Raw genomic sequence first — 22572 nt, 5'->3', positions numbered from 1 at the left:
CGGGTAAAGTACCGCCCGTTCCACCCCTGACCGTTAGGTCAGGGGCTCCCTTCGCCAGGCCTGCCCGTGCCATGTCGCCTGGTGAACGGCAAGAATTCCCAAAGCTGCGTTGTTTTCGTCAATTCTGGAGTGCTTACAACAATGGCAAAGATCGTCGACATCAAAGGTCGTGAAGTTCTCGACTCGCGTGGCAACCCGACCGTAGAAGCCGATGTACTGCTCGACAACGGTATCATCGGCAGCGCCTGCGCGCCGTCGGGTGCCTCCACTGGCTCGCGCGAAGCGCTGGAGCTGCGTGATGGCGACAAGAGCCGTTACCTGGGCAAGGGCGTACTCAAAGCCGTTGCCAACATCAACGGCCCGATCCGTGACCTGCTGCTGGGCAAGGATCCGTCCGACCAGAAAGCCCTGGACCGCGCGATGATCGAGCTGGACGGTACCGAGAACAAGGCCAAGCTGGGCGCCAACGCCATCCTGGCCGTCTCCCTGGCTGCCGCCAAGGCCGCTGCCCAGGACCAGGACCTGCCGCTGTACGCGCACATCGCCAACCTCAACGGCACCCCTGGCCAGTACTCGATGCCGGTGCCGATGATGAACATCATCAACGGCGGCGAGCACGCCGACAACAACGTCGACATCCAGGAGTTCATGGTTCAGCCGGTTGGCGCCAAGACCTTCTCCGACGGCCTGCGCATGGGCACCGAGATCTTCCACCACCTCAAGGCTGTGCTCAAGGCCCGTGGCCTGAATACCGCCGTGGGTGACGAAGGTGGCTTTGCCCCGAACCTGGCTTCCAACGAAGACGCCCTGGGCGCTATCGCCGAAGCCGTCGAGAAAGCCGGCTACAAGCTGGGTACCGACGTTACCCTGGCCCTGGACTGCGCTGCGTCGGAATTCTATGAAGACGGCAAGTACAACCTTTCCGGTGAAGGCAAGTCGTTCGATGCCGAAGGTTTCGCCGATTACCTCAAAGGTCTGACCGAGCGCTTCCCGATCATCTCCATCGAAGACGGCCTGGACGAGTCCGATTGGGCTGGCTGGAAGATCCTGACCGACAAGATCGGTGAGAAAGTTCAACTGGTAGGCGACGACCTGTTCGTCACCAACACCAAGATCCTCAAGGAAGGCATCGAGAAGGGCATCGGTAACTCGATCCTGATCAAGTTCAACCAGATCGGCTCGCTGACCGAAACCCTGGAAGCCATCCAGATGGCCAAGGCTGCCGGCTACACCGCCGTCATCTCGCACCGTTCGGGCGAAACCGAAGACTCCACCATTGCCGACCTGGCAGTCGGTACCGCTGCCGGCCAGATCAAGACCGGTTCGCTGTGCCGTTCCGATCGCGTCAGCAAGTACAACCAACTGCTGCGTATCGAAGAGCAACTGGGCGCCAAGGCCGTCTACCGTGGCCGCGCCGAGTTTCGCGGCTGAGCAAGAGATGGTAAAAAGGCAGCAGCCGGGGCAGCCCGAACGTTCTGAGTGACCGTTCAGGCATCTCCCACGGGTTTCTGTCGACGAAGCCTGGCCTCGGCCAGGCTTCGTGCTATTGGAAGCTCGCTGCGGCGGCCTTTATACCTGGATATCTTCATGCGCAGTCCCTATTGGTTGTTTCTTGTCCTGCTCCTGCTGCTCGGCGGCCTGCAATACCGCCTTTGGGTGGGTAATGGCAGCCTGGCGCAAGTGGCCGAGCTCAAGCAGCAGATTGACGAACAGCACGCCGAGAACGAGCGGCTGCTGGAGCGTAATCGTGTGCTCGATGCCGAGGTCCTGGAGTTGAAGAAAGGTATGGAGACCGTGGAAGAGCGGGCTCGTCATGAACTGGGGATGGTCAAGGACGGCGAAACCCTCTACCAGCTGCCGCAAAAATGACCCACCCATTACCGGCTTTCTGGGCCGTGATTCCTGCTGCGGGTGTCGGTGCCCGTATGGCTGCCGACCGCCCCAAGCAATACCTGCCGCTGGGCGAGCAGACCCTTCTCGAGCACAGCCTCGACTGTTTTCTCGACCACCCTGCGCTCAAGGGCGTGGTGGTCAGCATTGCCGATGACGATCCGTACTGGCCTGGCTTACGCTTGGCCAGCGATCCGCGCATACAACGAGCGCCCGGCGGGCGCGAGCGTGCCGACTCTGTGCTCAACGCGTTGCTGCTGCTGCATGCGCAAGGTGCGGCGGACGACGACTGGGTGCTGGTGCATGACGCCGCCCGGCCGAACCTGGCGCGCAGCGATCTCGACCGCTTGCTGGTCGAGTTGGCCGACGACCCGGTGGGTGGCCTGTTGGCGGTCCCGGCACGCGACACCCTCAAGCGCGCTGGCGCAGATGGCCGGGTGAGTGCCACGGTCGACCGCAGCACCATATGGCAGGCCTATACGCCGCAGATGTTCCGTCTGGGGATGCTGCACCGTGCCCTGGCCGAGTGCCTGGTGTCGGAGGTTGCGGTCACCGATGAATCGTCCGCCATCGAATGGGCCGGATACGCGCCCCGGTTGGTGGAAGGGCGCAGTGACAACCTAAAGGTGACTCGCCCGGAAGACTTGGAGTGGTTGCGTCAGCGCTGGGCTGTCCGGCGCTGACTCCCAAGGAGCGGCCTTGCCGGAGCGCAGGCCCGGCCCCGGCGATTTTGCATGAGTCCGAAATTTTAGGGCCGCTTCGCGCCCCTTTCCGGCCGGTCCGGCGCCCCGGCAAGGCCGCTCCTACACGGCGGTGGCCCGATATTCCGGTAGCCCCGCCAATCCTTCCTTCATGTAGTCCACCAGTCGCCTGACCTTGGGCGACAGGTGACGTTGTTGCGGATACAGCGCCCACACGGCGGTATTGGGTGGCTGGTGGGCTTCGAGCAGCGATACCAGTGCGCCGCTGTGCAGGTGTTCGAGCACGTAGTAATCCGGCAACTGACACAACCCCATGCCTTGCAGCGCCGCGTCCAGTACTGCTTGGCCACTGTTGCAGCGCCAGTTGCCTTGCACCCGTTGGCTGATTTCGCGGCCATCTTGTTGCAGTGCCCACAGGTCGGAGCTGCCGATCAGGCAGTTGTGCCGCGCCAGCTCCGACAGACTATGGGGCCTACCATAGCGTTCCAGATACGCCGGTGAAGCGCACAGGTACATGCGCCGTGGCGCCAGGCGCGTGGCCACCAGCCGCGAATCTTGTAGGCGCCCCAGGCGGATCGCCAGGTCCATGCCTTCGTGCAGTAAGTCCAAGGTGTGGTTGCTCAACTCCACTTCCACCCGCAGCTGTGGGTACAACCCCATGAACCGCGTCACCAGCGGCACGATGAAGCGTTCACCATAGGCCACCGCACAGGTCATGCGCAGCAGTCCCTTGGGCTCGCTGGCCAAATCGCCCATGGCCCGCAGCGCTTCCTCGCGGCCATCTTGCAAGCGTTGGCAGTGTTGCAAGAATGTCTGGCCGGCCTCGCTCAAGGTGACCCGGCGGGTGCTGCGGTACAGCAGCCGGGTTTGCAGACGTTCTTCGAGCCGGGCGATCTGCCGACTGATGTGCGAGGAGGACACTCCCAGGCGCTCGGCTGCCGCAGTGAACTGCCCGATCTCGGCAACTGCGACGAACTCGTCGATCCCTTCCCAGCCGTTGAGCATCAATTATCCCTGTGTGGCAATAATGTTTTTTAACTGGTCGGATTATTCCCCAAAAGCCTGTGAATTACACTGTTCGTCTGTATTCGACCCCCAGTCTGGAGACCGTTGATGATCAAGTCCCGCGCCGCCGTAGCCTTCGAGGCCAAGAAACCCCTGGAAATCGTCGAAGTCGACGTGGCCATGCCCAAGGCCGGTGAAGTGCTGCTGCGCGTCGTCGCCTCCGGCGTCTGCCACACCGACGCCTACACCCTATCGGGCGCCGACCCGGAAGGCATTTTCCCGTCGATCCTGGGCCATGAAGGCGGGGCCATCGTCGAGGCGGTGGGCGAGGGCGTTACGTCCGTGGCGGTGGGTGACCATGTGATCCCGCTGTACACCCCAGAATGCGGCAAGTGCAAATTCTGCCTGTCGGGCAAGACCAACCTGTGCCAGGCCATTCGTGCCACCCAGGGCAAGGGCTTGATGCCTGACGGCACCACGCGTTTCAGCTACAAGGGCCAGCAACTGTTCCATTACATGGGTACCTCGACGTTCTCCGAGTACACCGTGCTGCCGGAAATCTCCGTTGCCAAGATCCAGAAAGAAGCACCGCTGGAGAAGGTCTGCCTGCTCGGCTGTGGCGTCACCACCGGTATCGGTGCAGTCCTCAACACCGCCAAGGTCAAGGCCGGCGACACCGTGGCCATCTTCGGCCTGGGCGGCATCGGCCTCTCGGCGGTGATCGGTGCTGTCAAGGCCAAGGCCTCGCGCATCATCGCCATCGATATCAACCCGGCCAAGTTCGAGATCGCCCGTCAGTTGGGCGCCACCGACTGCATCAACCCGAAGGACTACGACCGTCCGATCCAGGAAGTCATCGTCGATCTTACCGACGGTGGCGTGGACTTCTCCTTCGAGTGCATCGGCAACGTGCAATTGATGCGTGCCGCGCTGGAGTGCTGCCACAAGGGTTGGGGTGAGTCGGTGATCATCGGCGTTGCCGGTGCTGGCCAGGAAATCGCAACCCGTCCTTTCCAGCTGGTGACCGGTCGGGTCTGGCGTGGTTCGGCGTTCGGCGGCGTGCGTGGCCGCAGCGAGCTGCCTAGCTACGTCGAAATGTCCGAGAAGGGCGAGATTCCGCTCGACACCTTCATCACCCACACCATGGGCCTGGAAGACATCAACAAGGCCTTTGATCTGATGCACGAAGGCAAGAGCATTCGCAGCGTCATCCACTTCTGAGGCCTTTGCCATGACGCTGGATAACATCTCCTGCCAGAAAAGCTTCGGCGGCTGGCACAAGCGCTATCGGCACCGCTCCACGGTGCTGGGCTGCGACATGGTGTTCGCCGTTTACCTGCCACCGCAGGCCGAGCAAGGCGAGAAACTGCCGGTGCTCTACTGGCTCAGTGGCTTGACTTGCACTGACGAGAACTTCATGCAGAAGGCCGGTGCCCAGCGCCTGGCCGCCGAGCTTGGCTTGATCATCGTCGCGCCCGACACCAGCCCGCGTGGCGATGGGGTGCCGGGCGATCCAGACGGTGCCTGGGACTTTGGCCTGGGGGCGGGTTTTTACCTCAACGCTACCCAGCAACCGTGGGCTCAGCACTACCGCATGCACGACTATGTGGTGGACGAGTTGCCGAAACTGATCGAGGCGCACTTCCCGGCCTCCGATCAGCGCGGCATCAGTGGTCATTCCATGGGCGGGCACGGTGCACTGGTGTGCGCGTTGCGTAACCCTGGGCGCTACCGTTCGGTGTCGGCGTTCTCGCCTATTAGCAATCCCATCGATTGTCCGTGGGGTGAGAAGGCGTTCTCGCGTTACTTAGGCGAAGACCGCGCACGCTGGCGCGAGTGGGATGCCAGCGTGTTGCTGGCCGAGGCGGGCGAGTGTCCACCGCTGCTGGTAGACCAGGGCGACCGTGATGATTTCCTCGACAAGCAGCTCAAGCCGCAGGCGTTGGAGCAGGCTGCGCGCAAGGGGGGACATACGCTGACCCTGCGTCTGCAGCCAGGCTATGACCACAGCTACTACTTCATCGCCAGCTTCATCGACGAGCACCTGCGCCATCACGCGCTGGCCTTGGGGCGCCTTTAAGCTACAAGTGGCAAGCTGCAAGCGACAAGTAAAAGCCGGACCGCGTGGGCTGACGTTTCGCGATCTGGCTTTTACTTGCAGCTCGAAGCTCGCTTGCGACTCGTCTGCGCCCAAGACTGCGCAAAGCAGGTAGAATCACGCCCTGACTCAATCAGGGCGTTTTTCTATGCGTATTGGCCACGGCTACGATGTGCACCGTTTTGCCGACGGTGATTTCATTACCCTGGGCGGGGTGCGTATCCCCCACAAATACGGCCTGCTGGCCCACTCCGACGGCGACGTGCTGCTGCACGCCGTCAGCGATGCCTTGCTCGGTGCTGCGGCCCTGGGCGACATCGGCAAGCATTTCCCCGATACCGACCCGCAGTTCAAAGGGGCTGACAGCCGTGTGCTGTTGCGTCATGTGGTTGGCGTGGTGCGTGGCAAAGGCTGGAAGGTTGGCAATGTCGATGCCACCATCGTGGCCCAGGCGCCCAAGATGGCCCCACACATCGAAACCATGCGTCAGCGCATCGCCGAAGACCTGCAGGTGGACCTCGACCAGGTCAACGTCAAGGCCACCACCGAAGAGAAGCTCGGCTTCACCGGTCGCGAGGAGGGCATTGCCGTGCACGCTGTCGCCCTGCTGTTGCCAGCATGACCGAACTGGAGCTGCTGGGGCCAAGGGCCTCGGGCGAGGCGTTGGGCACTGCGGTGCTCAAGGCAGTGGCCGAAGATTTCCAGGTCGATGAAGTGCTCGACATCCCGTTGTCCGGGCAGGGTGAGCACCTGTGGCTGTGGGTCGAGAAACGCGACCTCAATACAGAGGAAGCCGCCCGCCGCCTGGCCCGCGCTGCCGGTGTGCCGGTGCGCACCATCAGCTATGCCGGCCTCAAGGATCGCCAGGCCCTGACCCGCCAGTGGTTCAGCCTGCACTTGCCGGGCAAGGCCGACCCCGACCTGTCGCGCGCTGAAGACGACACGCTGCGTGTGCTCAAGCAGGTGCGCCATTCGCGCAAATTGCAGCGTGGAGCACATTCGGCCAACGGCTTCACCTTGCGTCTGACCGGTCTGACCGCTGAGCACGCGGCGATCGATGCGCGCCTCGAACAATTGAAGCAGTGCGGTGTGCCGAACTATTTCGGTGCCCAGCGTTTCGGGCATGCCGGCGGCAACGTCCACGATGCCCAGGACTGGGCCGCGCGCCAAGCGTTGCCTGAGCAGCGCAATGTGCGTTCGCGACTGCTTTCGGCCGGGCGCAGCTACCTGTTCAACCAGGTGCTGGCCGCCCGAGTGGCCGACGGCACGTGGCAGCGTGCTCAGGTCGGCGACCTGCTGGCCTTCACCGACAGCCGCAGTTTCTTTGCGGCGGGTGAGCAGGAGTGTTCCGATCCGCGCCTGGCGATTCTCGACCTGCACCCCACCGGTCCGCTGTGGGGCGAGGGCGATGCACCGGGCGCTGGCGCCCCCCAGGCTTTGGAAAGCGCCATTGCTGCCCGCCATCCGGCGCTGTGCCAATGGCTGGCGCGGGCGGGCATGGATCACGAACGACGCATTCTGCGGCTCCCTATTGGGCGGCTGACGTGGCATTATCCCGAGCCTGATATTCTGCAACTGGAATTCGTCCTTCCGGCCGGATGCTTCGCCACCGTGGTGGTGCGCGAACTCGTCGATCTGGTGCCGGTAGGGCAGACGGACAGCCCATGCGTATTCTGATTTCCAATGACGACGGTGTTACCGCTCCCGGCCTCGCCGCGCTCCATGCTGCGCTGGCCGATTATGCCGAGTGCGCGGTGATTGCCCCTGACCAAGACAAGAGCGGTGCCGGCAGTTCCCTGACGCTGGATCGCCCGCTGCACCCGCAGGTGCTCGCCAACGGCTTCATCAGCCTCAACGGCACCCCCACCGACTGCGTGCACCTGGGGCTCAACGGCTTGCTGGCCGATGCGCCGGACATGGTGGTATCGGGGATCAACCTGGGTGCCAACCTGGGCGATGACGTGCTGTATTCCGGCACCGTCGCCGCAGCGCTGGAAGGGCGCTTCCTCGGGGGGACGTCGCTTGCGTTCTCGCTGGTGTCGCGCCAGCCCGACAACCTGCCGGCCGCTGCGTACATCGCCCGTCGTCTGGTCGAGGCACAGGCGCGCCTTGAGTTGCCGCCGCGCACCGTTTTGAACATCAACATTCCCAACCTGCCGCTGGCGCATATCCGTGGCATCCAGCTGACCCGCCTGGGGCACCGCGCACGCGCCGCAGCGCCGACCAAGGTGGTCAACCCACGCGGGAAGGAAGGTTACTGGATTGCCGTGGCCGGTGACGCCGAGGACGGCGGGCCGGGTACGGACTTCCATGCGGTGATGCAAGGCTATGTTTCCATTACGCCTTTGCAGCTCGACCGCACCTTCAACGACGCCTTCGAGTGCTTCGATGGCTGGCTGGAGGGCGTGCTCTGATGCGCGAGCAGGACGATCTGATGCGCCGCGGGATCGGCATGACCTCCCAACGTACTCGCGAGCGGTTGATCCAGCGCTTGTACGAGGAGGGTGTATCGAACGCCAAGGTGCTCGAAGCCATTCGTCGTACCCCGCGCCATCTGTTCGTCGACGAAGCCCTGGCCCATCGGGCCTATGAAGATACCGCGCTGCCGATCGGGCACAACCAGACCATCTCGCAGCCGTTCATGGTCGCGCACATGAGCGAGTTGTTGCTGGAGGCCGGGCCACTGGACAAAGTGCTGGAGATCGGCACCGGCTCCGGCTATCAGACCGCGATCCTCGCCCAGTTGGTGGAGCGGGTGTTCTCGGTCGAGCGCATCAAGGTTCTGCAGGACCGGGCCAAGGAGCGTCTGCTCGAGCTTAACCTACGTAACGTGGTGTTTCGCTGGGGCGATGGCTGCGAAGGTTGGCCGGCACTGGCACCGTACAACGGCATCATCGTGACCGCTGTGGCCCCTGAGGTGCCCCAGGCCCTGCTCGACCAGCTCGCTCCCGGCGGGCGTATGGTGATTCCGGTGGGCCCTGCCGGAGAAGCTCAGCAATTGATGCTGATCGTGCGCGAAGAGCACGGTTTCTCCCGGCGTGTGCTCGGAGCGGTGCGTTTCGTGCCACTGTTGGGCGGCCCGCTGGCCTGAGGCGCCCCGGATAATATTTGCGCCCTCAACGAATTACTCGGCGTGGGCCCTGTCTATTCGGCGAGGCTGGCGCATACCGCGAGGCTGACCGAGCCCCTTAATTACGAGCGGCTCGGGTATAATTGCAACAATATTGCATTTCATATCGTCATCTTTACTGCACCATGAGGGGAGCGCGGGTGGGTCACACAGTCGTTCGGCAGCGCAGGTATCGTTCGGGTTTGAAGCTTCTGGTGCTCGCGCTTGCCATGGGAACCCTGTTGGCCGGTTGCTCGAGCACAGGCTCCAGCGGTGCGCGCGTGGTCGATCGCAGTAATGGCGCCAGCAGCGCGCCCAAGCGTCCTACGGTCACCTCGGGACAATACGTGGTCAAGCCAGGTGACACCCTGTTCTCCATCGCCTTCCGCTACGGCTGGGACTACAAGGAACTTGCTGCGCGCAACAACATTGCAGCTCCCTACACCATCCGTCCGGGGCAGGCCATTCGCTTCAACAGTACCGCCGGAGGATCCACGACGGTCGTTTCCAGCCCTTCTTCGTCAAGCAAGACAACGGTCATTCGTCGGCCAATTGCCACTACTGCGCCAGCCTCCACGGGTGGCAAAACGGCCACCGTGGCGCCTTCGACCTCGACGCAAACGGTTGCCCAGGTCCCGGCTGCAGAGCGCGCCGTAGGCGGCTGGACATGGCCTGCGAACGGTGTGCTGATTGGAAAATTTGCTTCAAACGGTAGTTTGAATAAAGGCATTGATATCGCCGGTGATTTGGGACAGCCTGTTTTTGCCGCGTCTGATGGTGCAGTGGTTTACGCCGGCAGTGGCTTGAGGGGTTACGGCGAGCTGGTCATCATCAAACACAGCGATACCTACGTCAGTGCCTACGGTCATAACCGCAGGCTTTTGGTTCGGGAGGGGCAGCAGGTCAAGGCAGGGCAGACGATTGCAGAGATGGGGTCTACGGGCACTGATCGGGTGAAGCTGCACTTTGAGATTCGCCGCCAGGGCAAACCCGTCGATCCGCTCCAGTTCTTGCCGCGCCGTTGATCCAAGTTCCGGCCTGTTCCTTGAATGTAGAGGGGACGGGCTCCAGCGCTGCCATGGAAAGGTGACGCTCGAGTCTGAGTTCGAACTCAGCAAAGGACTACAACAATGGCTCTCAGCAAAGAAGTGCCGGAGTTTGACATCGACGATGACCTGCTCTTGATGGAGACAGGGATCGTTTTGGAAACGGATGTGGTGTCAGACGAACCTGCTGTACCATCGGTTCGGACCAAGTCGAAACAGGGCGCCTCGCTCAAACAGCACAAATACATCGATTACAGCCGTGCGCTCGATGCCACCCAGCTGTATCTCAACGAGATCGGTTTCTCGCCTCTGCTTTCGCCGGAGGAAGAAGTACATTTCGCGCGGCTTTCGCAAAAAGGCGACCCGGCAGGTCGCAAGCGTATGATCGAAAGCAACCTGCGTCTGGTGGTGAAGATTGCTCGCCGTTACGTCAACCGTGGGTTATCACTGCTCGACCTGATCGAGGAGGGCAACCTGGGTCTGATCCGCGCGGTCGAGAAGTTCGACCCCGAACGAGGTTTCCGCTTCTCGACCTACGCTACTTGGTGGATCCGTCAGACCATCGAGCGCGCGATCATGAACCAGACGCGCACTATCCGGCTGCCGATCCATGTGGTCAAGGAACTCAACGTTTACCTGCGCGCCGCGCGGGAACTGACGCAGAAGCTCGACCACGAACCGTCACCTGAAGAAATCGCCAGCTTGCTGGAGAAACCAGTGTCGGAGGTCAAGCGCATGCTGGGGCTGAACGAGCGGGTTTCGTCGGTGGACGTGTCCCTTGGCCCTGACTCAGACAAGACACTGCTTGACACCCTCACCGATGACCGCCCGACTGACCCTTGCGAGTTGCTGCAAGACGATGACCTGTCGCAGAGCATCGATCAGTGGCTGGGCGAACTGACCGACAAGCAGCGTGAAGTGGTGGTGCGGCGTTTTGGCCTACGAGGCCATGAAAGCAGTACGCTGGAAGACGTTGGCCTGGAGATCGGCCTGACCCGCGAGCGGGTACGGCAGATTCAAGTGGAAGGGCTCAAGCGCCTGCGCGAGATCCTGGAGAAAAATGGCCTGTCCAGCGAGTCGCTGTTCCAGTAGCCGCCAGTACACCTGGCAAAAACGCCCCGATGACCTCGGGGCGTTTTCGTTGATGTGGCCGAAACATTGATTTATCTACCGCCATCACTTTACATGTAAGCGTTCTCTTACGCGTTATGTAAGCAAACGGCGTCGGGATAGGTAAATAAACGTCCTTCTCGGTGTATGTATTTTTCTAAGTTATTGAATTTAAAGAATTTATCAGATTTTTCTAAATATGTCAGATGAAACTCCCTGAGAAATCTACCCCTTGTTACCTGCCTGAAAATCGCTAGTATTCGAACTGTGCCAAGGGACAGGCACAGGCTTTCAAGGATGATGGCCAAGGACATCGCACGACGCGATTCATCAGGACGATGAGTTGGGATATACAGGGACTACGGAAAAAATGTGGGCGGGTCAAACCGCCCCTTTTTTTGCCCGCTGAAAAGCAAAAAAGGCCCGTTGCGGGCCTTTTTCGTGTGTGAACGTTTTAGCGCTCCAGATCGGCAACCTTGCCAGGTTTACCGTCCCACGCTTCGGCGTCCGGCAGGGCGTCCTTCTTCTCGGTGATGTTCGGCCAGATTTCAGCCAGCTCGGCGTTGAGCTCGATGAAGTTCTCCATGCCTGCCGGGATCTCGTCTTCCGAGAAAATGGCCTGGGCCGGGCACTCAGGCTCGCACAGCGCACAGTCGATGCACTCGTCCGGGTGAATCACCAGGAAGTTCGGGCCTTCGTAGAAGCAGTCCACCGGACAGACTTCCACGCAGTCGGTGTACTTGCATTTGATGCAGTTGTCGGTGACGACGAAGGTCATTTCTAATTCTCTCCTCAGGCGACGGCAGCTTGCCCTTCCTTCCAGGGCAGCGCGGTTCACGATTTTGGCTGCAGGCCAGGCTAATAACCTGCAGCACACGCAAACCGCGCCGGATTCTACCAGCTTGCGCGGGTGGTCGTTATAACAGGTTTTTCAGTTGATATAGCATTTCGATAGCTTGGCGCGGCGTCATGTCGTCCAGCTCCAGCTTGCCCAGCTTCTCGATGGCTGGGTGCGGCAGGCTGGCGAACAGATCGCTTTGGTGCGGCACGTTGGGCTCGCCCTTGCGCTGGCTGGCAGGTGGCGCTTCGTGCGGCAGGCTCGCGGTCTCCAGGCGCCCCAGGTGCTCGCGGGCACGCTGGATCACCGTTCCCGGTACGCCGGCCAGTTGAGCCACGGCCAGGCCATAGCTCTGGCTGGCAGGGCCTGGCAGTACATGGTGCAGGAAGACGATGCGCTCGTTGTGCTCGGTGGCATTCAAGTGCACGTTGGCCACCAGCGGCTCACTCTCCGGCAGCACGGTCAGCTCGAAGTAGTGGGTGGCGAACAGCGTGTAGGCGCGCAGTTGGGCCAAGCGCTCGGCGGCGGCCCAAGCCAGTGAAAGGCCGTCGAAGGTACTGGTGCCACGGCCGACTTCGTCCATCAGTACAAGGCTACGCTCGGTGGCGTTGTGCAGGATATTAGCGGTTTCGCTCATCTCGACCATGAAGGTCGAGCGCCCACCTGCCAAGTCGTCGCTTGAACCGATGCGGGTAAAGATGCGATCAACCAGCGACAGCTCGCAGCGTGCGGCTGGAACGAAGCTGCCAATATGGGCCATCAGCACGATCAGCGCGGTCTGGCGCATGTAGGTGGACTTACCGCCCATGTTCGGGCCGGTGATGATCAGCATGCGCGTGCTGTTGTCCAGCCCCAGGTCATTGGCCACGAACGGTGTGGTCAGCACTTGCTCGACCACGGGATGGCGACCTTGCTCGATACGCAGGCACGGCTCGTCGACGAAGCTTGGGCAGTTCAAGTCCAGGTTGAGCGCACGTTCTGCCAGGTTGCTCAGTACGTCCAGCTCGGCGAGGGCGGCGGCGCTGTCTTGCAGCGGCGCCAAGTGGCCGATGAGGGTTTCGAGCAGGGCGTCGTAGAGCATCTTTTCGCGTGCCAGGGCACGGCTCTTGGCCGACAACGCCTTGTCCTCGAAGGCCTTGAGTTCCGGGGTGATGAAGCGCTCTGCGCCCTTGAGGGTCTGGCGGCGGATGTAGTCCGCAGGGGCTTGTTCAGCTTGCTTGGTCGGTAGCTCGATGTAGTAGCCGTGCACACGATTGTAGCCGACCTTCAGGTTGGCCAGGCCGGTGCGGGCTTTCTCGCGGGCTTCGAGGTCGATGAGGAATTGTCCGGCGTTTTCGCTCATCGCCAGCAGTTCGTCCAGTTCGGTGTCGTAGCCGGTCTTGAGTACACCGCCGTCACGAATCACCGCAGGCGGGTTGTCGATGATCGCCCGCTCCAGTAGGCCAGCCAGCTCCGGGTAGGTACCGGTGATGGCGGCCAGGCGTGCCAGGTGCGGCGCCTCCAGCTCGGCCATGGCGTTCTGCAATTCAGGCAGTGCGCCCAGGGCATCGCGCAGGCGCGCCAAGTCGCGTGGGCGGGCATTGCGCAGGCCGATACGGGCCAGGATGCGCTCGATATCGCCGATTTCCTTGAGTTGCGGCTGGAGCTTTTCGAAGCGGTAGCCGTCCAGCAGGCAGCGGATCGAGTCCTGACGGGCCTTGAGGACTTTAAGGTCGCGCAGTGGGCGGTTTAGCCAACGGGTCAGCAGCCGGCTGGCCATGGCAGTCTGGCAGCGGTCGATGACCGACTGCAGGGTATTGTCGCGGCCCCCGGCCAGGTTGATGTCCAGCTCCAGGTTGCGCCGGCTCGCTGCATCGAGGATGACCGTGTCGTCCATGCGCTCATGGCGCAGGCTGCGCAGATGCGGCAGCGAGGTGCGCTGGGTTTCCTTCGCGTAACTCAGCAGGCAGCCGGCGGCGCCGATGGCCAGGGTCAGCTTGTCGCAACCGAAGCCCTTGAGGTCTTGCGTGGCGAACTGCTGGCACAGGCTCTTGCGGGCCGAGTCGCGGTCAAAGTCCCACGGCGCTCGACGACGGGCGCCCGGGCGCTTTTCGGCAGGCAAGCCCTGAGGCCAGTCGTCGGGGATCAGCAGTTCCACAGGGTTGATGCGTTCGAGCTCTGCCAGCAGGTTCTCCCAGCCCTTGATCTCCTGCACGGTGAAGTTGCCGCTGGTGATGTCCAGCACGGCCAGGCCGAACAAGCGCTCGTCACCCAGCAGCGCGGCGATCAGGTTGTCGCGGCGCTCGTCGAGCAGCGCCTCGTCACTGACCGTACCGGGGGTGATGATGCGCACCACCTGGCGCTCCACCGGGCCCTTGCTGGTAGCGGGATCGCCGATCTGCTCGCAGATCACCACCGACTCGCCGAGCTTGACCAGCTTGGCCAGGTAGCCTTCCAGCGAATGGAACGGAATCCCGCACATGGGAATGGACTGCCCCGCCGACTGCCCGCGGGCGGTCAGGGTGATATCCAGCAGTTTCGCGGCCTTCTTTGCATCTTCATAGAAGATCTCGTAGAAGTCGCCCATGCGGTAGAACATCAGCTGGTCTGGGTGCTGGTTCTTCAGCTTCCAGTACTGCTGCATCATCGGGGTGTGTGCGGAGAGATCAGACATTCGGGGCCTTGAAGCAGGTGGTCTGGTGGCAAATTGCGAAACCGGCAATGGTACAGGCTTTTTCCGAGCGCTGCAGGTTTGCGGGGGAGGCGCACAGGGGCATGTACGGGCTTGCATTGCGCCGTGCGCGGCTGCATTATGCACGCTATGCAAAAACGCAATGTAGCTTCTACCCTCAAAGCGCTGCTCGATCGCCACGGCCTGTCCCCGACGGAGCTGCATCGGCGCACGGGCGTACCGCAATCCACGCTCTCGCGCATTTTGAGCGAGAAGATCGTCGACCCTTCCGACAAGCACGTGTCGAAGATCGCCGACTACTTCGGCATCAGCACCGACCAGCTACGCGGCCGGGCCGAGCTGGGCGCGTCGCGTGAAAGCGCAGCCGTCACAACGGGCCATTCGGCGTTGAGCGACATCAGCCTGTGGGATGATGAAACCCCCGTCGAGGACGACGAGGTCAGCGTACCCTTTCTTCGTGAGGTCGAGTTGGCAGCAGGATCAGGACGATTCGTCATCGAAGAGAGCGAGCACGCGCGCTTGCGGTTCGGCAAGCGCAGCCTGCGTCACAACGGTGTGCAGTTCGACCACGCCAAGTGCGTGACGGTGCGCGGCAACAGCATGTTGCCGGTGCTGCGCGACGGCGCGACGGTCGGGGTCAACACCGGGCGTTGCAGCATCGGTGACATCATCGATGGCGACCTCTACGCCATCAACCACAACGGCCAACTGCGGGTCAAACAGGTGTATCGCCTGCCTACCGGTATTCGCCTGCGCAGCTTCAATCGCGACGAACACCCTGACGAAGACTACAGCTTCCAGCAAATGCAGGATGAGCAGATCAGCCTGCTGGGTCATGTGTTCTGGTGGGGCATGTACGCCCGCTGATCGACCCATTTGCACAGAAAACCCGCTTCGGCGGGTTTTTTTTCGCCTGCAGAAAATCCCTACAAACCTTGTAGCGCATAGCCTTCATGCAATTCAGGCAGTTCGAACGCATAAAAACTTGAATAAACGCATTGACTGCATATGCGTTAGTGCATAATCTGTGTCTCAAGCCGGTCAGCAACCGGTTGTTACACAGGCAGCGATGAACAGGCCTCGACTGTTCAGAGGGTTGGCAACTGGCCCGGGTGTGCAGCGTAAAGCACCACGAACAGTTATCTGGCGGGCAGGCGGCCGCGGTCGGAGTCATCAATTCGAAGCGCAATCGCACGGCGTCACCAGTCGTGGCCTGCGGTTGGACAACGCATTACTGAAGGGCCTGGCGAACCGGGCCCTTTGGAATGTCGCGTACCTCGTGACGACATCTCACACACAACACGTCCCGCTGGCATGCCGCCAGCGGGCATCACACAGGAGACAGGACAGTGACGAACGAGCAACAGACGTTGCTGGAAATGCCGCTCTGGCTGGTGATCGTCCTGGCATTGCTGGGCGGTCTATCCGGCGAGATGTGGCGCGCCGACAAGGCGGGTGCCCGAGGCTGGGGGTTGATCAGGCGGCTGGCGCTGCGTTCCGGGGCCTGCATGGTCTGCGGGGTATCCACAGTCATGCTGTTGTATGCCAGCGGCATGTCGATCTGGAGCGCCAGCGCCTTCGGCTGCCTGACCGCCATGGCCGGCGCCGATGTGGCTATCAACCTTTATGAGCGTTGGGCGGCCAAGCGCCTGGGGCTACAAGGCCCGGCCGAGGGAGATCGCACCTTGAAGGAGGAAGCATGAGCCAACTGGCGACGTTACAGGCGACTCTCACCGCCGCCATTCGTGAGGCGATGCCGGATCTTGCGTCGGTTGACGCGGATTCCACTGTAGGAAATGTCACTGCGCTACCCGCGCTGCGCCACGGCATCGTCAGCATGGTGGCCGACGCTGCGCCCCGCGATGGGCGTTCGGTGCTGGCCGTCACCTTCGAGGCCGATATCACCCCCGACAGCGCCAGCGGCGACGCTCGCCTGCAAGGCAGCGAGCTGGCGGCGCAACTGATGGACCTGCTGCGTCAGCAGCTCTGGGGCCTGGAGTTCGTTGAATCGACGCGCAACGTGCAGGCGCAGTATCAGGATGCCCAATGGAAGGTGCGTTGGGAGCAGCCGGTGCTGCTAGGGGATCCGCATTGGGACTGGCCCGACCAGCCTCCGGGTAGCCTGCTGTTGGGCTTTGCCCCGGACACGGGCGCGGGCAACGAAGACAAGTACATCAAGCCGGAGGACCTGGCATGAGCTACGCCAGCGCTATGCACGACCGCATGCTGGCCAGCGTACTGATCCCTTGCCGTGTGGTCGCGGTGGACCTGGCCGCCGCCCGCGTGCGGGTGTCCGATGGCGATGGCTGGACCAGTGCCTGGGTGCGCTGGCATTCCTTGGCCGCAGGCAAGGCCCGGCACTGGCGTGCGCCAAGCCTGGACGAGCAAGGGGTGCTGGTCAGCCCCAGCGGCGAGCCGGCCCAGGGCACGTTCGTGCCGGGGCTGTACGGTAACGCCGGTACTGCGCCGGACAACCGCGATCACATCGAAGCCTGGCATTTCGACGACGGTGGCTCGCTGAGCTACGACTGGCAGGCCGGGCGCTATGACATCCAGCTGCCTGCCGGCAATGCCACCATCACGGTAGGGGCGAGCACGCTGCTGGTGAACGACGGCGCCATCACCCTCAAGGCTACGGCCGTCACCGTGCAAGGCACGTCCATCACCCTCGACGGCCCGGTCGCCATCAACGGCGTACTCAGCGTCAGCGGCGACATCAACGGCGGGGGACGGATCCTCGACACTGCCGGCAACACCGCCAACCACAAGCACTAGGAAGGTTGCACACATGCTCAAGGACCTGCGTTGCGGCAAGTGCGCGCGATTGCTCGCCCGCACGGGCAGCTTTACCGAATTGCAGATCAAGTGCCCCCGTTGCGGGACGCTGAATCATGCCCGGGCCACGAGCCCCGAGCGATCGCCTGAGAGCGACATGACCGCGGCTGCGTCCGCGTCCCATCCCTCGCTGCAATAAACAGAAGGCGCCTGCCGGCGCTTTCTGCCATCAGGAGAACGCTATGCATATCCACGAACGGGATGCGCCTGCGTCGGGAGGTGCCCCTTGATCGGCATGGACCGCCGTACCGGGCAACCCTTGAGCGGCGTTGCCCATCTGCGCCAATCCATCGAAGACATCCTCACTACGCCCCTCGGCAGCCGGCGCATGCGCCCCGAGTACGGCAGCCAACTGCGCCGTTATGTCGACCTGCCGGTCAACCAAGGCTGGAAAAGCGCGGTACAGGCGGAAGTGGCCCGCGCCCTCGGGCGTTGGGAACCGCGCCTGAAGCTTGAACGGGTGCGGGTGGTGTCGGTGCTTGACGGCCAAGTCAGCCTGGCCCTCAGTGGCCGTTACCTGGGCGACGACATGTTGTTGGAGGTGAGCGTATGAGCCAGGTCGATCTGTCAAAATTGCCAGCCCCGCAACTGCTCGAAGACCTGGATTTCGAGGTGCTTTACCAAGAAGATCTGGAGACCTTCCGCACGCAACTGGGCGAGCGCTGGAACGCCAGCCTGGAAAGCGATCCGGTGACCAAGCTGCTGGAGGTAGGCGCCTACCGCAAGCTACTCAATCGCGCGCGTATCAACGACGCAGCCAAGTCACTGTTGTTGGCCTATGCCCAGGGTAGCGACCTTGAGCACTTGGCGGCCAATGTCGGTTTGCAGCGTCTGGTGATCCAGGCCGAAGACCTGACTGCCACGCCGCCGGTCGAAGCGTTGCTGGAACTCGACGATGCCCTGCGCGAGCGGGTGCAACTGGTCTACGAAGGTCTGACCACCGCCGGCCCGCGCAACAGCTACATCCTGCATGCCCGCAACGCCTCCGGGCAGGTGGCCGACGCTACCGCCGAGAGCCCGTCGCCGGCAGTGGTCGAGGTCAGCGTGCTGAGCCTGGAGGGCGATGGCACCGCCAGCCCCGCATTGGTTGCCGAAGTGGCGGCCTACCTCAGCGACGACGACATCCGTCCGGTGGCCGACCGGGTTCAGGTACGCAGTGCCGAGATCCTGCCGTATCGCATCAATGCGGTATTGCACATGGCCGGCGATGGCCCGGAGTACGAAGCCATCCTGGCCGAGTGTCGACGGCGCTTGCAGGCCGGGATCAATCCGCGTCGGCGCCTGGGCGTCGAAGTGGCCCGCTCGGGTATCGATGCGTTGCTGCACATCGACGGCGTCAGCCGGGTCGAGCTGATTGGTTGGTCCGATCTGCAGCCAAGCAAGGCCCAGGCGGCCTGGTGCACCGGCTTCGACCTGACCCGTGGAGGCTGACATGCAAAGCCTTCTGCCGTTTAACCGCACGCCGCTGGAGCGCGCCCTGGAAGTTGCTGCCGACGAGGACCTCAAGGCCGGCCTGCGCACCCTCTACAACCCCGATACCTGCCCTGCACACCTGTTGTACCAACTGGCCTGGGCTTGGTCGGTGGACCGTTGGGACGACAGCTGGAGCGAGGCAATCAAGCGCTCGGTGATCCGCTCGGCGTTCTACGTGCATGCCCACAAAGGCACCTTAGGCGCCCTGCGCCGCGTGGTGGAGCCATTCGGCTACCTGATCGAGGTGCGTGAATGGTGGCAGTTAGACCCACCCGGCGTGCCCGGCACCTTTGCCTTGAAAGTCGGGGTCGAGAGCGCCGGTATCGACGAAAGCACTTTTCTCGAACTCAGTCGCCTGATCGAGGACGCACGGCCGGTCAGCCGTCACCTGATTGGTCTGGACATCAGCCTGGAAAGCCTGATCCCGGCCTATCAGGCGCTGAGCGTCAGCGATGGCGAGATGCTCGAGGTGTTCCCCTGGGAAGCGGCGGACATCGACGTACACCTGGTTGCCAGCCAACAGCTGAACGACCACACCCTGGACATATTGGACATTTACCTCAATGGCTAACTCAACCACTCAATTCGGTGGGTTCCTGACCAATGTCGGCATCGCCCAGCAGGCCAATACTGCCGCGCTGGGGCTGCCTTGGAACATCACCCACATGCTGATCGGCGATGCCGGCGGCGAACCTTCGCAAACCCCCGACCCAACGCCTAAAGCGACACAGGACGCCTTGGTGCGCCAGGTCTACCGGGCGCAACTCAACGCGCTGTACCCATCGCCTGCCGACCCCAATGTGCTGGTGGCGGAGCTGGTGCTGCCACCGGAAATCGGCGGCTGGTGGATCCGTGAGCTGGCGCTGGAGGACGCCAGCGGCAACTTCATCGCCGTGGCCAAGCCTGCGCCGAGCTACAAGCCGCTGCTGGCGCAAGGCTCGGGGCGTACCCAGACCATCCGCATGCACGTGGTATTTGGCAACCAGGCCAATGTCACCTTGAAGATTGACCCGAGCGTGGTGCTGGCAACGCGAGACTACGCCGACAAGGCGCGGGAAGCGGCCGAGCTGTACACCCGCAACCAGCTCAAGGCGCATGTCGAAGCGCCAGACCCCCACCCGCAGTACCTGCGCCGTGCGGATGTGGCCAAGGACGCCGGACAACTGGCCTGGCTGGGCACCGCCACTGGCACTGCCAATGCACTGGTGCTCAAGCTCAAGAGCACCGAATCGACCCTGGCAGCTTATGCGGCGGGCCAGCGCTTCCAGTTCCAGGCCAGCGCCAGCAACACCGGGGCTGTGACGGCGCGTATCAACACCCTGGCCGCCGTGGCCGTGAAAAAGGCCGGTACTGCTGGTCTGGTGGACCTGGTGGCCGGTGATATCCGCGCTGGCGCCCTGTACGACTTGAACTACGACGGCACCTACTTCCAACTGGGTGGCGGCGTTAGCGCCGGGAAGGCATTCGAGCGCTTTTCGTTCGAGGCCTCGGTGGGGCAGACCACGTTCAACCTGCCGCATACCATCGGCAGCACCATCGTGCTGCGCAACGGGCGCGAGGTGACCGATTACCAGTCGGATGGGCAGAAGATTATCTTCCGTACGGCGTGTGCGCTGGGTGATTCGGTTGAGATCCTGGCGTTCAGTGCCTTCCAGACGGCCAACAGCTACACCAAGGCTGAAGTGCAGGAACTGGTGAAGACCGCACTGGCGCTGCCGGTCGGGACCATGTTGCCGTTCCCGCGCGGCACCGTGCCGCCTGGCTTCCTTGAGGTCGATGGTAGTGCGCAGAGTGCTTCTGTTTATCCAGACCTGGCCGCTTATCTGGGTGGGGCGTTCGACAAGGGCGATGAAGGGGCGGGATTCTTCCGACTTCCAGATACTCGCGGTGAGTTCTTGCGCGGTTGGGATCATGGGCGGGGGGTGGATGCTGGGCGAACTGTTGGTAGCAGCCAAGCGGAGGAAATGAAGGCTCACCGACACGAAAAACTCAACGTTGATATTACCGGCGTGCAGTACGGCATTAGCTCTGGAAATCTGAGTGGAGCTAAAACGGGCGGCCTCTATGTATCTGCGCCAGATACAACTTTAGACTCCGGTTATCCTGGCATCAATACCGGTATGTATGGTGGCACCGAAACCCGGCCGCGTAACATTGCAGTCATGTGGTGCATCAAGGCTTGGAATGCACCCGTGAATCAGGGGGGCGTAGATGTAGCTGCGTTGAAGCCACTCGCGGGACAAGCCACCGAAACCTCACTGGGTGTGATGCGAATCGCTACTCAAGCGAATGTGCTTAAAGGGGAGGACGATCAGTCCGCTGTTACTCCACTCAAGCTGAAGCAGCTGAGGTCTGCTCAGACATATGCGGTCGAATTTCCTATTTCGCCAGGCACGCCTAATGTAATTGCCTACCCAGACGGCATAACTTTTAATAATTTTGACATTCGCTGGAAGTGCGTATCGACTACAGGTTCTGCTGGCTACTTGATCGGGGACGAGGTTGATCGAAAATTCTGGATCTATAACTCGGAGGCAACGGTAAATAATGACGGTCCTTATCTTCATAGTTTTAGTTCCAACGGATGTGTGATGATGCAGGCGAATATCGCTCGGTCGATCTTGCCGCATAAAACTACGGGCGCTGCTACTTCTGTCACACTATCCAGTTTCAAGCTCGTCGTGAGGATGACGCCATGATGTTGCGCTATTACGTAAAACCTTCGGGTCAGTACATGGGCGCTGCCAGCGTTCCAGATGGCGAGGACCCACAGCGAACCTTCAACCCTCTGCGTGATGCGGGCTACATCGAAGTTCCGGAGCCGGCTCAAAGCGCGTCCTGGTATTGGGACTTTACGTCTAAGACATGGTTCTTGCCTGACTCGGCTTTGATGGACATCGAGCGAAGCTGGCGGGATGCCGAGCTGGTCGGATGCATCTGGCTGCGAGATCGTCATCGTGATCAGTTGGAACTAGGGGTGGACACTGTGCTGACCGCCGAGCAGTTCACCGAGCTTTTGTTGTATATGCAGGCCTTGCGTGACTGGCCACAGTCCGGAAATTTCCCAGCGTCGTCGAAACGTCCCAATGGCCCGGTTTTTCTCCCAAACCTTAAAGGTGAACTATGAGCCGTGCCGACAATTTTGCTGTTGATGACAAAGCTGTTCAGGACTTTGTTCTGAAGGGCGAAATCAGTGAACCCGAAATCAGTGCTGGTGCTGCTCAAGGCAGTAAATGGATAAGTTTACGTCGTTTGCGAATGGGCTTTGCAGTAAAGCTTGCGCAGAACGGCTACGTGACTTTCCCGACCTGGCTTGGCGGGCTGATCATTCAATGGGGGCGCGTCGCCGCCCCGACGGCTGATCGAGAGTACGAAGTCACATTTCCTATCCCTTTCCCAGTCGAGTTATTCAATCTGCAAGTGGCCTATGGCTACGAGCAGGCACGACAGAACGATGGAATCGTCGCTCAGATAAGCACCACTACTTTGCAAGGTTTCATGGCCAACCGGCAGGACATCGGCCAGGTCGCCAGCGTAGCCACTGCCTACATCAACTATCTCGCAATCGGTCGTTGAGTGTGGCTCGCTTAGTTTTTCTACCGGCCCATCGCGAATTGGTTAATTAGCGCCCTGCACTCCCGTCATGCTGTTTATTTAGAGTTGCCGTGCAGCCCATCGCGGCCCAAGCCATTTCAAATGAATAGTATGACCGTACCCCCGGGGCCTTTTCAAACGCGCCCCCCTCAAGGCCCCGCATCCGCGGGGCCTTTTCACATCTGAATCTTGGAGCAAAACC

General features: G+C 61.7%; 25 protein-coding genes. 22 read left to right on the top strand and 3 right to left on the bottom strand.

What is annotated here, in order from left to right; translation table 11 throughout:
• Nucleotides 1-141 precede the first annotated feature (141 nt).
• The 3 genes from eno to ispD all read left to right on the top strand — a co-directional run bounded on the left by eno (nt 142) and on the right by ispD (nt 2573).
• Nucleotides 142-1431, top strand: coding sequence for a phosphopyruvate hydratase (gene eno / locus FEM01_RS06745; RefSeq protein ID WP_003252333.1), 1290 nt, complete (start codon nt 142-144; stop codon nt 1429-1431).
• Between the two features lie 156 nt (nt 1432-1587).
• Nucleotides 1588-1869, top strand: coding sequence for a cell division protein FtsB (gene ftsB / locus FEM01_RS06740; protein WP_138218551.1), 282 nt, complete (start codon nt 1588-1590; stop codon nt 1867-1869).
• Nucleotides 1866-2573, top strand: a complete 708-nt coding sequence (ispD, locus tag FEM01_RS06735; protein WP_138218549.1) for a 2-C-methyl-D-erythritol 4-phosphate cytidylyltransferase — start codon at nt 1866-1868, stop codon at nt 2571-2573. Before ftsB ends, ispD begins: the two co-directional genes overlap by 4 nt.
• Nucleotides 2574-2693: 120 nt before the next feature.
• Here the strand turns inward: ispD and FEM01_RS06730 are convergent, their stop codons facing one another.
• Complete coding sequence (locus tag FEM01_RS06730) at nt 2694-3596, bottom strand: LysR substrate-binding domain-containing protein (protein WP_138218547.1); 903 nt, start codon at nt 3594-3596, stop codon at nt 2694-2696.
• Nucleotides 3597-3704: 108 nt separating this feature from the next.
• Here FEM01_RS06730 and FEM01_RS06725 point away from each other — a divergent pair, with 108 nt between their 5' ends.
• The 8 genes from FEM01_RS06725 (at nt 3705) to rpoS (ending at nt 10941) form a co-directional block, all read left to right on the top strand.
• Nucleotides 3705-4817 (top strand): S-(hydroxymethyl)glutathione dehydrogenase/class III alcohol dehydrogenase, encoded by a 1113-nt coding sequence (locus FEM01_RS06725; protein ID WP_013971270.1) that lies wholly within the window; start codon nt 3705-3707, stop codon nt 4815-4817.
• A gap of 10 nt (nt 4818-4827) precedes the next feature.
• Entirely contained in the window at nt 4828-5676 is an 849-nt protein-coding gene (fghA, locus tag FEM01_RS06720) for an S-formylglutathione hydrolase (protein WP_138218545.1), read from the top strand.
• A 166-nt stretch (nt 5677-5842) separates the two neighbouring features.
• Nucleotides 5843-6316 (top strand): 2-C-methyl-D-erythritol 2,4-cyclodiphosphate synthase, encoded by a 474-nt coding sequence (ispF, locus tag FEM01_RS06715; RefSeq protein WP_138218543.1) that lies wholly within the window; start codon nt 5843-5845, stop codon nt 6314-6316.
• Complete coding sequence (gene truD / locus FEM01_RS06710; RefSeq protein WP_138218541.1) at nt 6313-7371, top strand: tRNA pseudouridine(13) synthase TruD; 1059 nt, start codon at nt 6313-6315, stop codon at nt 7369-7371. Before ispF ends, truD begins: the two co-directional genes overlap by 4 nt.
• Nucleotides 7359-8108 (top strand): 5'/3'-nucleotidase SurE, encoded by a 750-nt coding sequence (surE, locus tag FEM01_RS06705; protein ID WP_138218539.1) that lies wholly within the window; start codon nt 7359-7361, stop codon nt 8106-8108. The genes truD and surE overlap by 13 nt, the downstream gene beginning before the upstream one ends.
• Nucleotides 8109-8146: 38 nt before the next feature.
• Nucleotides 8147-8785 (top strand): protein-L-isoaspartate(D-aspartate) O-methyltransferase, encoded by a 639-nt coding sequence (locus FEM01_RS06700; RefSeq protein WP_171030926.1) that lies wholly within the window; start codon nt 8147-8149, stop codon nt 8783-8785.
• A gap of 179 nt (nt 8786-8964) precedes the next feature.
• Nucleotides 8965-9828 carry a peptidoglycan DD-metalloendopeptidase family protein gene (locus FEM01_RS06695; RefSeq protein WP_138218535.1) on the top strand — a complete coding sequence of 288 codons (864 nt, stop codon included), beginning with the start codon at nt 8965-8967 and terminating at the stop codon, nt 9826-9828.
• 105 nt (nt 9829-9933) lie between these two features.
• Nucleotides 9934-10941 (top strand): RNA polymerase sigma factor RpoS, encoded by a 1008-nt coding sequence (gene rpoS / locus FEM01_RS06690; protein WP_102684067.1) that lies wholly within the window; start codon nt 9934-9936, stop codon nt 10939-10941.
• A gap of 472 nt (nt 10942-11413) precedes the next feature.
• Here the strand turns inward: rpoS and fdxA are convergent, their stop codons facing one another.
• Complete coding sequence (fdxA, locus tag FEM01_RS06685; protein WP_138218533.1) at nt 11414-11737, bottom strand: ferredoxin FdxA; 324 nt, start codon at nt 11735-11737, stop codon at nt 11414-11416.
• A gap of 139 nt (nt 11738-11876) precedes the next feature.
• A complete protein-coding gene (mutS, locus tag FEM01_RS06680; RefSeq protein ID WP_138218531.1) occupies nt 11877-14450 on the bottom strand; it encodes a DNA mismatch repair protein MutS in 2574 nt (857 codons plus the stop codon).
• A 147-nt stretch (nt 14451-14597) separates the two neighbouring features.
• Between mutS and FEM01_RS06675 the strand changes: the two genes are divergently transcribed.
• From FEM01_RS06675 to FEM01_RS06625, 11 genes are all read left to right on the top strand, one after another.
• Nucleotides 14598-15335 carry a LexA family transcriptional regulator gene (locus FEM01_RS06675; protein WP_138218529.1) on the top strand — a complete coding sequence of 246 codons (738 nt, stop codon included), beginning with the start codon at nt 14598-14600 and terminating at the stop codon, nt 15333-15335.
• 482 nt (nt 15336-15817) lie between these two features.
• Nucleotides 15818-16171 (top strand): phage holin family protein, encoded by a 354-nt coding sequence (locus FEM01_RS06670; protein ID WP_138218527.1) that lies wholly within the window; start codon nt 15818-15820, stop codon nt 16169-16171.
• Nucleotides 16168-16665, top strand: coding sequence for a hypothetical protein (locus tag FEM01_RS06665; RefSeq protein WP_138218525.1), 498 nt, complete (start codon nt 16168-16170; stop codon nt 16663-16665). The genes FEM01_RS06670 and FEM01_RS06665 overlap by 4 nt, the downstream gene beginning before the upstream one ends.
• Nucleotides 16662-17243 carry a phage baseplate assembly protein V gene (locus FEM01_RS06660; protein ID WP_138218523.1) on the top strand — a complete coding sequence of 194 codons (582 nt, stop codon included), beginning with the start codon at nt 16662-16664 and terminating at the stop codon, nt 17241-17243. The genes FEM01_RS06665 and FEM01_RS06660 overlap by 4 nt, the downstream gene beginning before the upstream one ends.
• A 13-nt stretch (nt 17244-17256) precedes the next feature.
• Entirely contained in the window at nt 17257-17442 is a 186-nt protein-coding gene (locus FEM01_RS06655; RefSeq protein WP_138218521.1) for a Com family DNA-binding transcriptional regulator, read from the top strand.
• An 87-nt stretch (nt 17443-17529) separates the two neighbouring features.
• Nucleotides 17530-17856: a GPW/gp25 family protein gene (locus tag FEM01_RS06650; protein ID WP_138218519.1), complete on the top strand. Its 327-nt coding sequence runs from the start codon at nt 17530-17532 to the stop codon at nt 17854-17856.
• Nucleotides 17853-18734, top strand: coding sequence for a baseplate assembly protein (locus FEM01_RS06645; RefSeq protein ID WP_138218517.1), 882 nt, complete (start codon nt 17853-17855; stop codon nt 18732-18734). Before FEM01_RS06650 ends, FEM01_RS06645 begins: the two co-directional genes overlap by 4 nt.
• Nucleotide 18735: 1 nt before the next feature.
• Nucleotides 18736-19347, top strand: a complete 612-nt coding sequence (locus FEM01_RS06640) for a phage tail protein I (protein WP_138218515.1) — start codon at nt 18736-18738, stop codon at nt 19345-19347.
• Nucleotides 19340-21475 (top strand): phage tail protein, encoded by a 2136-nt coding sequence (locus tag FEM01_RS24375; protein WP_138218513.1) that lies wholly within the window; start codon nt 19340-19342, stop codon nt 21473-21475. The genes FEM01_RS06640 and FEM01_RS24375 overlap by 8 nt, the downstream gene beginning before the upstream one ends.
• Entirely contained in the window at nt 21472-21903 is a 432-nt protein-coding gene (locus FEM01_RS24370; protein WP_240791734.1) for a phage tail assembly chaperone, read from the top strand. Before FEM01_RS24375 ends, FEM01_RS24370 begins: the two co-directional genes overlap by 4 nt.
• Nucleotides 21900-22352, top strand: a complete 453-nt coding sequence (locus FEM01_RS06625; RefSeq protein WP_138218511.1) for a gp53-like domain-containing protein — start codon at nt 21900-21902, stop codon at nt 22350-22352. The genes FEM01_RS24370 and FEM01_RS06625 overlap by 4 nt, the downstream gene beginning before the upstream one ends.
• Nucleotides 22353-22572: the final 220 nt, after the last annotated feature.

Origin of the sequence: Pseudomonas mosselii, from assembly GCF_005796105.1 — a bacterium.
Classification (GTDB): Bacteria; Pseudomonadota; Gammaproteobacteria; order Pseudomonadales; family Pseudomonadaceae; genus Aquipseudomonas; species Aquipseudomonas mosselii_C.
This window is presented reverse-complemented; position numbering and strand designations above follow the sequence as displayed.

Coding starts and splice junctions, on each gene's coding strand:
- FEM01_RS06675 (WP_138218529.1), top strand. CDS start 14,598: ATGCAAAAACGCAATGTAGCTTCTACCCTCAAAGCGCTGCTCGATCGC.
- ftsB (WP_138218551.1), top strand. CDS start 1,588: ATGCGCAGTCCCTATTGGTTGTTTCTTGTCCTGCTCCTGCTGCTCGGC.
- rpoS (WP_102684067.1), top strand. CDS start 9,934: ATGGCTCTCAGCAAAGAAGTGCCGGAGTTTGACATCGACGATGACCTG.
- FEM01_RS06645 (WP_138218517.1), top strand. CDS start 17,853: ATGAGCCAGGTCGATCTGTCAAAATTGCCAGCCCCGCAACTGCTCGAA.
- FEM01_RS06660 (WP_138218523.1), top strand. CDS start 16,662: ATGAGCTACGCCAGCGCTATGCACGACCGCATGCTGGCCAGCGTACTG.
- FEM01_RS06625 (WP_138218511.1), top strand. CDS start 21,900: ATGAGCCGTGCCGACAATTTTGCTGTTGATGACAAAGCTGTTCAGGAC.
- FEM01_RS06700 (WP_171030926.1), top strand. CDS start 8,147: ATGACCTCCCAACGTACTCGCGAGCGGTTGATCCAGCGCTTGTACGAG.
- FEM01_RS24375 (WP_138218513.1), top strand. CDS start 19,340: ATGGCTAACTCAACCACTCAATTCGGTGGGTTCCTGACCAATGTCGGC.
- FEM01_RS24370 (WP_240791734.1), top strand. CDS start 21,472: ATGATGTTGCGCTATTACGTAAAACCTTCGGGTCAGTACATGGGCGCT.
- fdxA (WP_138218533.1), bottom strand. CDS start 11,737: ATGACCTTCGTCGTCACCGACAACTGCATCAAATGCAAGTACACCGAC.
- mutS (WP_138218531.1), bottom strand. CDS start 14,450: ATGTCTGATCTCTCCGCACACACCCCGATGATGCAGCAGTACTGGAAG.
- FEM01_RS06665 (WP_138218525.1), top strand. CDS start 16,168: ATGAGCCAACTGGCGACGTTACAGGCGACTCTCACCGCCGCCATTCGT.
- ispF (WP_138218543.1), top strand. CDS start 5,843: ATGCGTATTGGCCACGGCTACGATGTGCACCGTTTTGCCGACGGTGAT.
- FEM01_RS06640 (WP_138218515.1), top strand. CDS start 18,736: ATGCAAAGCCTTCTGCCGTTTAACCGCACGCCGCTGGAGCGCGCCCTG.
- surE (WP_138218539.1), top strand. CDS start 7,359: ATGCGTATTCTGATTTCCAATGACGACGGTGTTACCGCTCCCGGCCTC.
- FEM01_RS06730 (WP_138218547.1), bottom strand. CDS start 3,596: ATGCTCAACGGCTGGGAAGGGATCGACGAGTTCGTCGCAGTTGCCGAG.
- FEM01_RS06655 (WP_138218521.1), top strand. CDS start 17,257: ATGCTCAAGGACCTGCGTTGCGGCAAGTGCGCGCGATTGCTCGCCCGC.
- truD (WP_138218541.1), top strand. CDS start 6,313: ATGACCGAACTGGAGCTGCTGGGGCCAAGGGCCTCGGGCGAGGCGTTG.
- FEM01_RS06725 (WP_013971270.1), top strand. CDS start 3,705: ATGATCAAGTCCCGCGCCGCCGTAGCCTTCGAGGCCAAGAAACCCCTG.
- fghA (WP_138218545.1), top strand. CDS start 4,828: ATGACGCTGGATAACATCTCCTGCCAGAAAAGCTTCGGCGGCTGGCAC.
- eno (WP_003252333.1), top strand. CDS start 142: ATGGCAAAGATCGTCGACATCAAAGGTCGTGAAGTTCTCGACTCGCGT.
- ispD (WP_138218549.1), top strand. CDS start 1,866: ATGACCCACCCATTACCGGCTTTCTGGGCCGTGATTCCTGCTGCGGGT.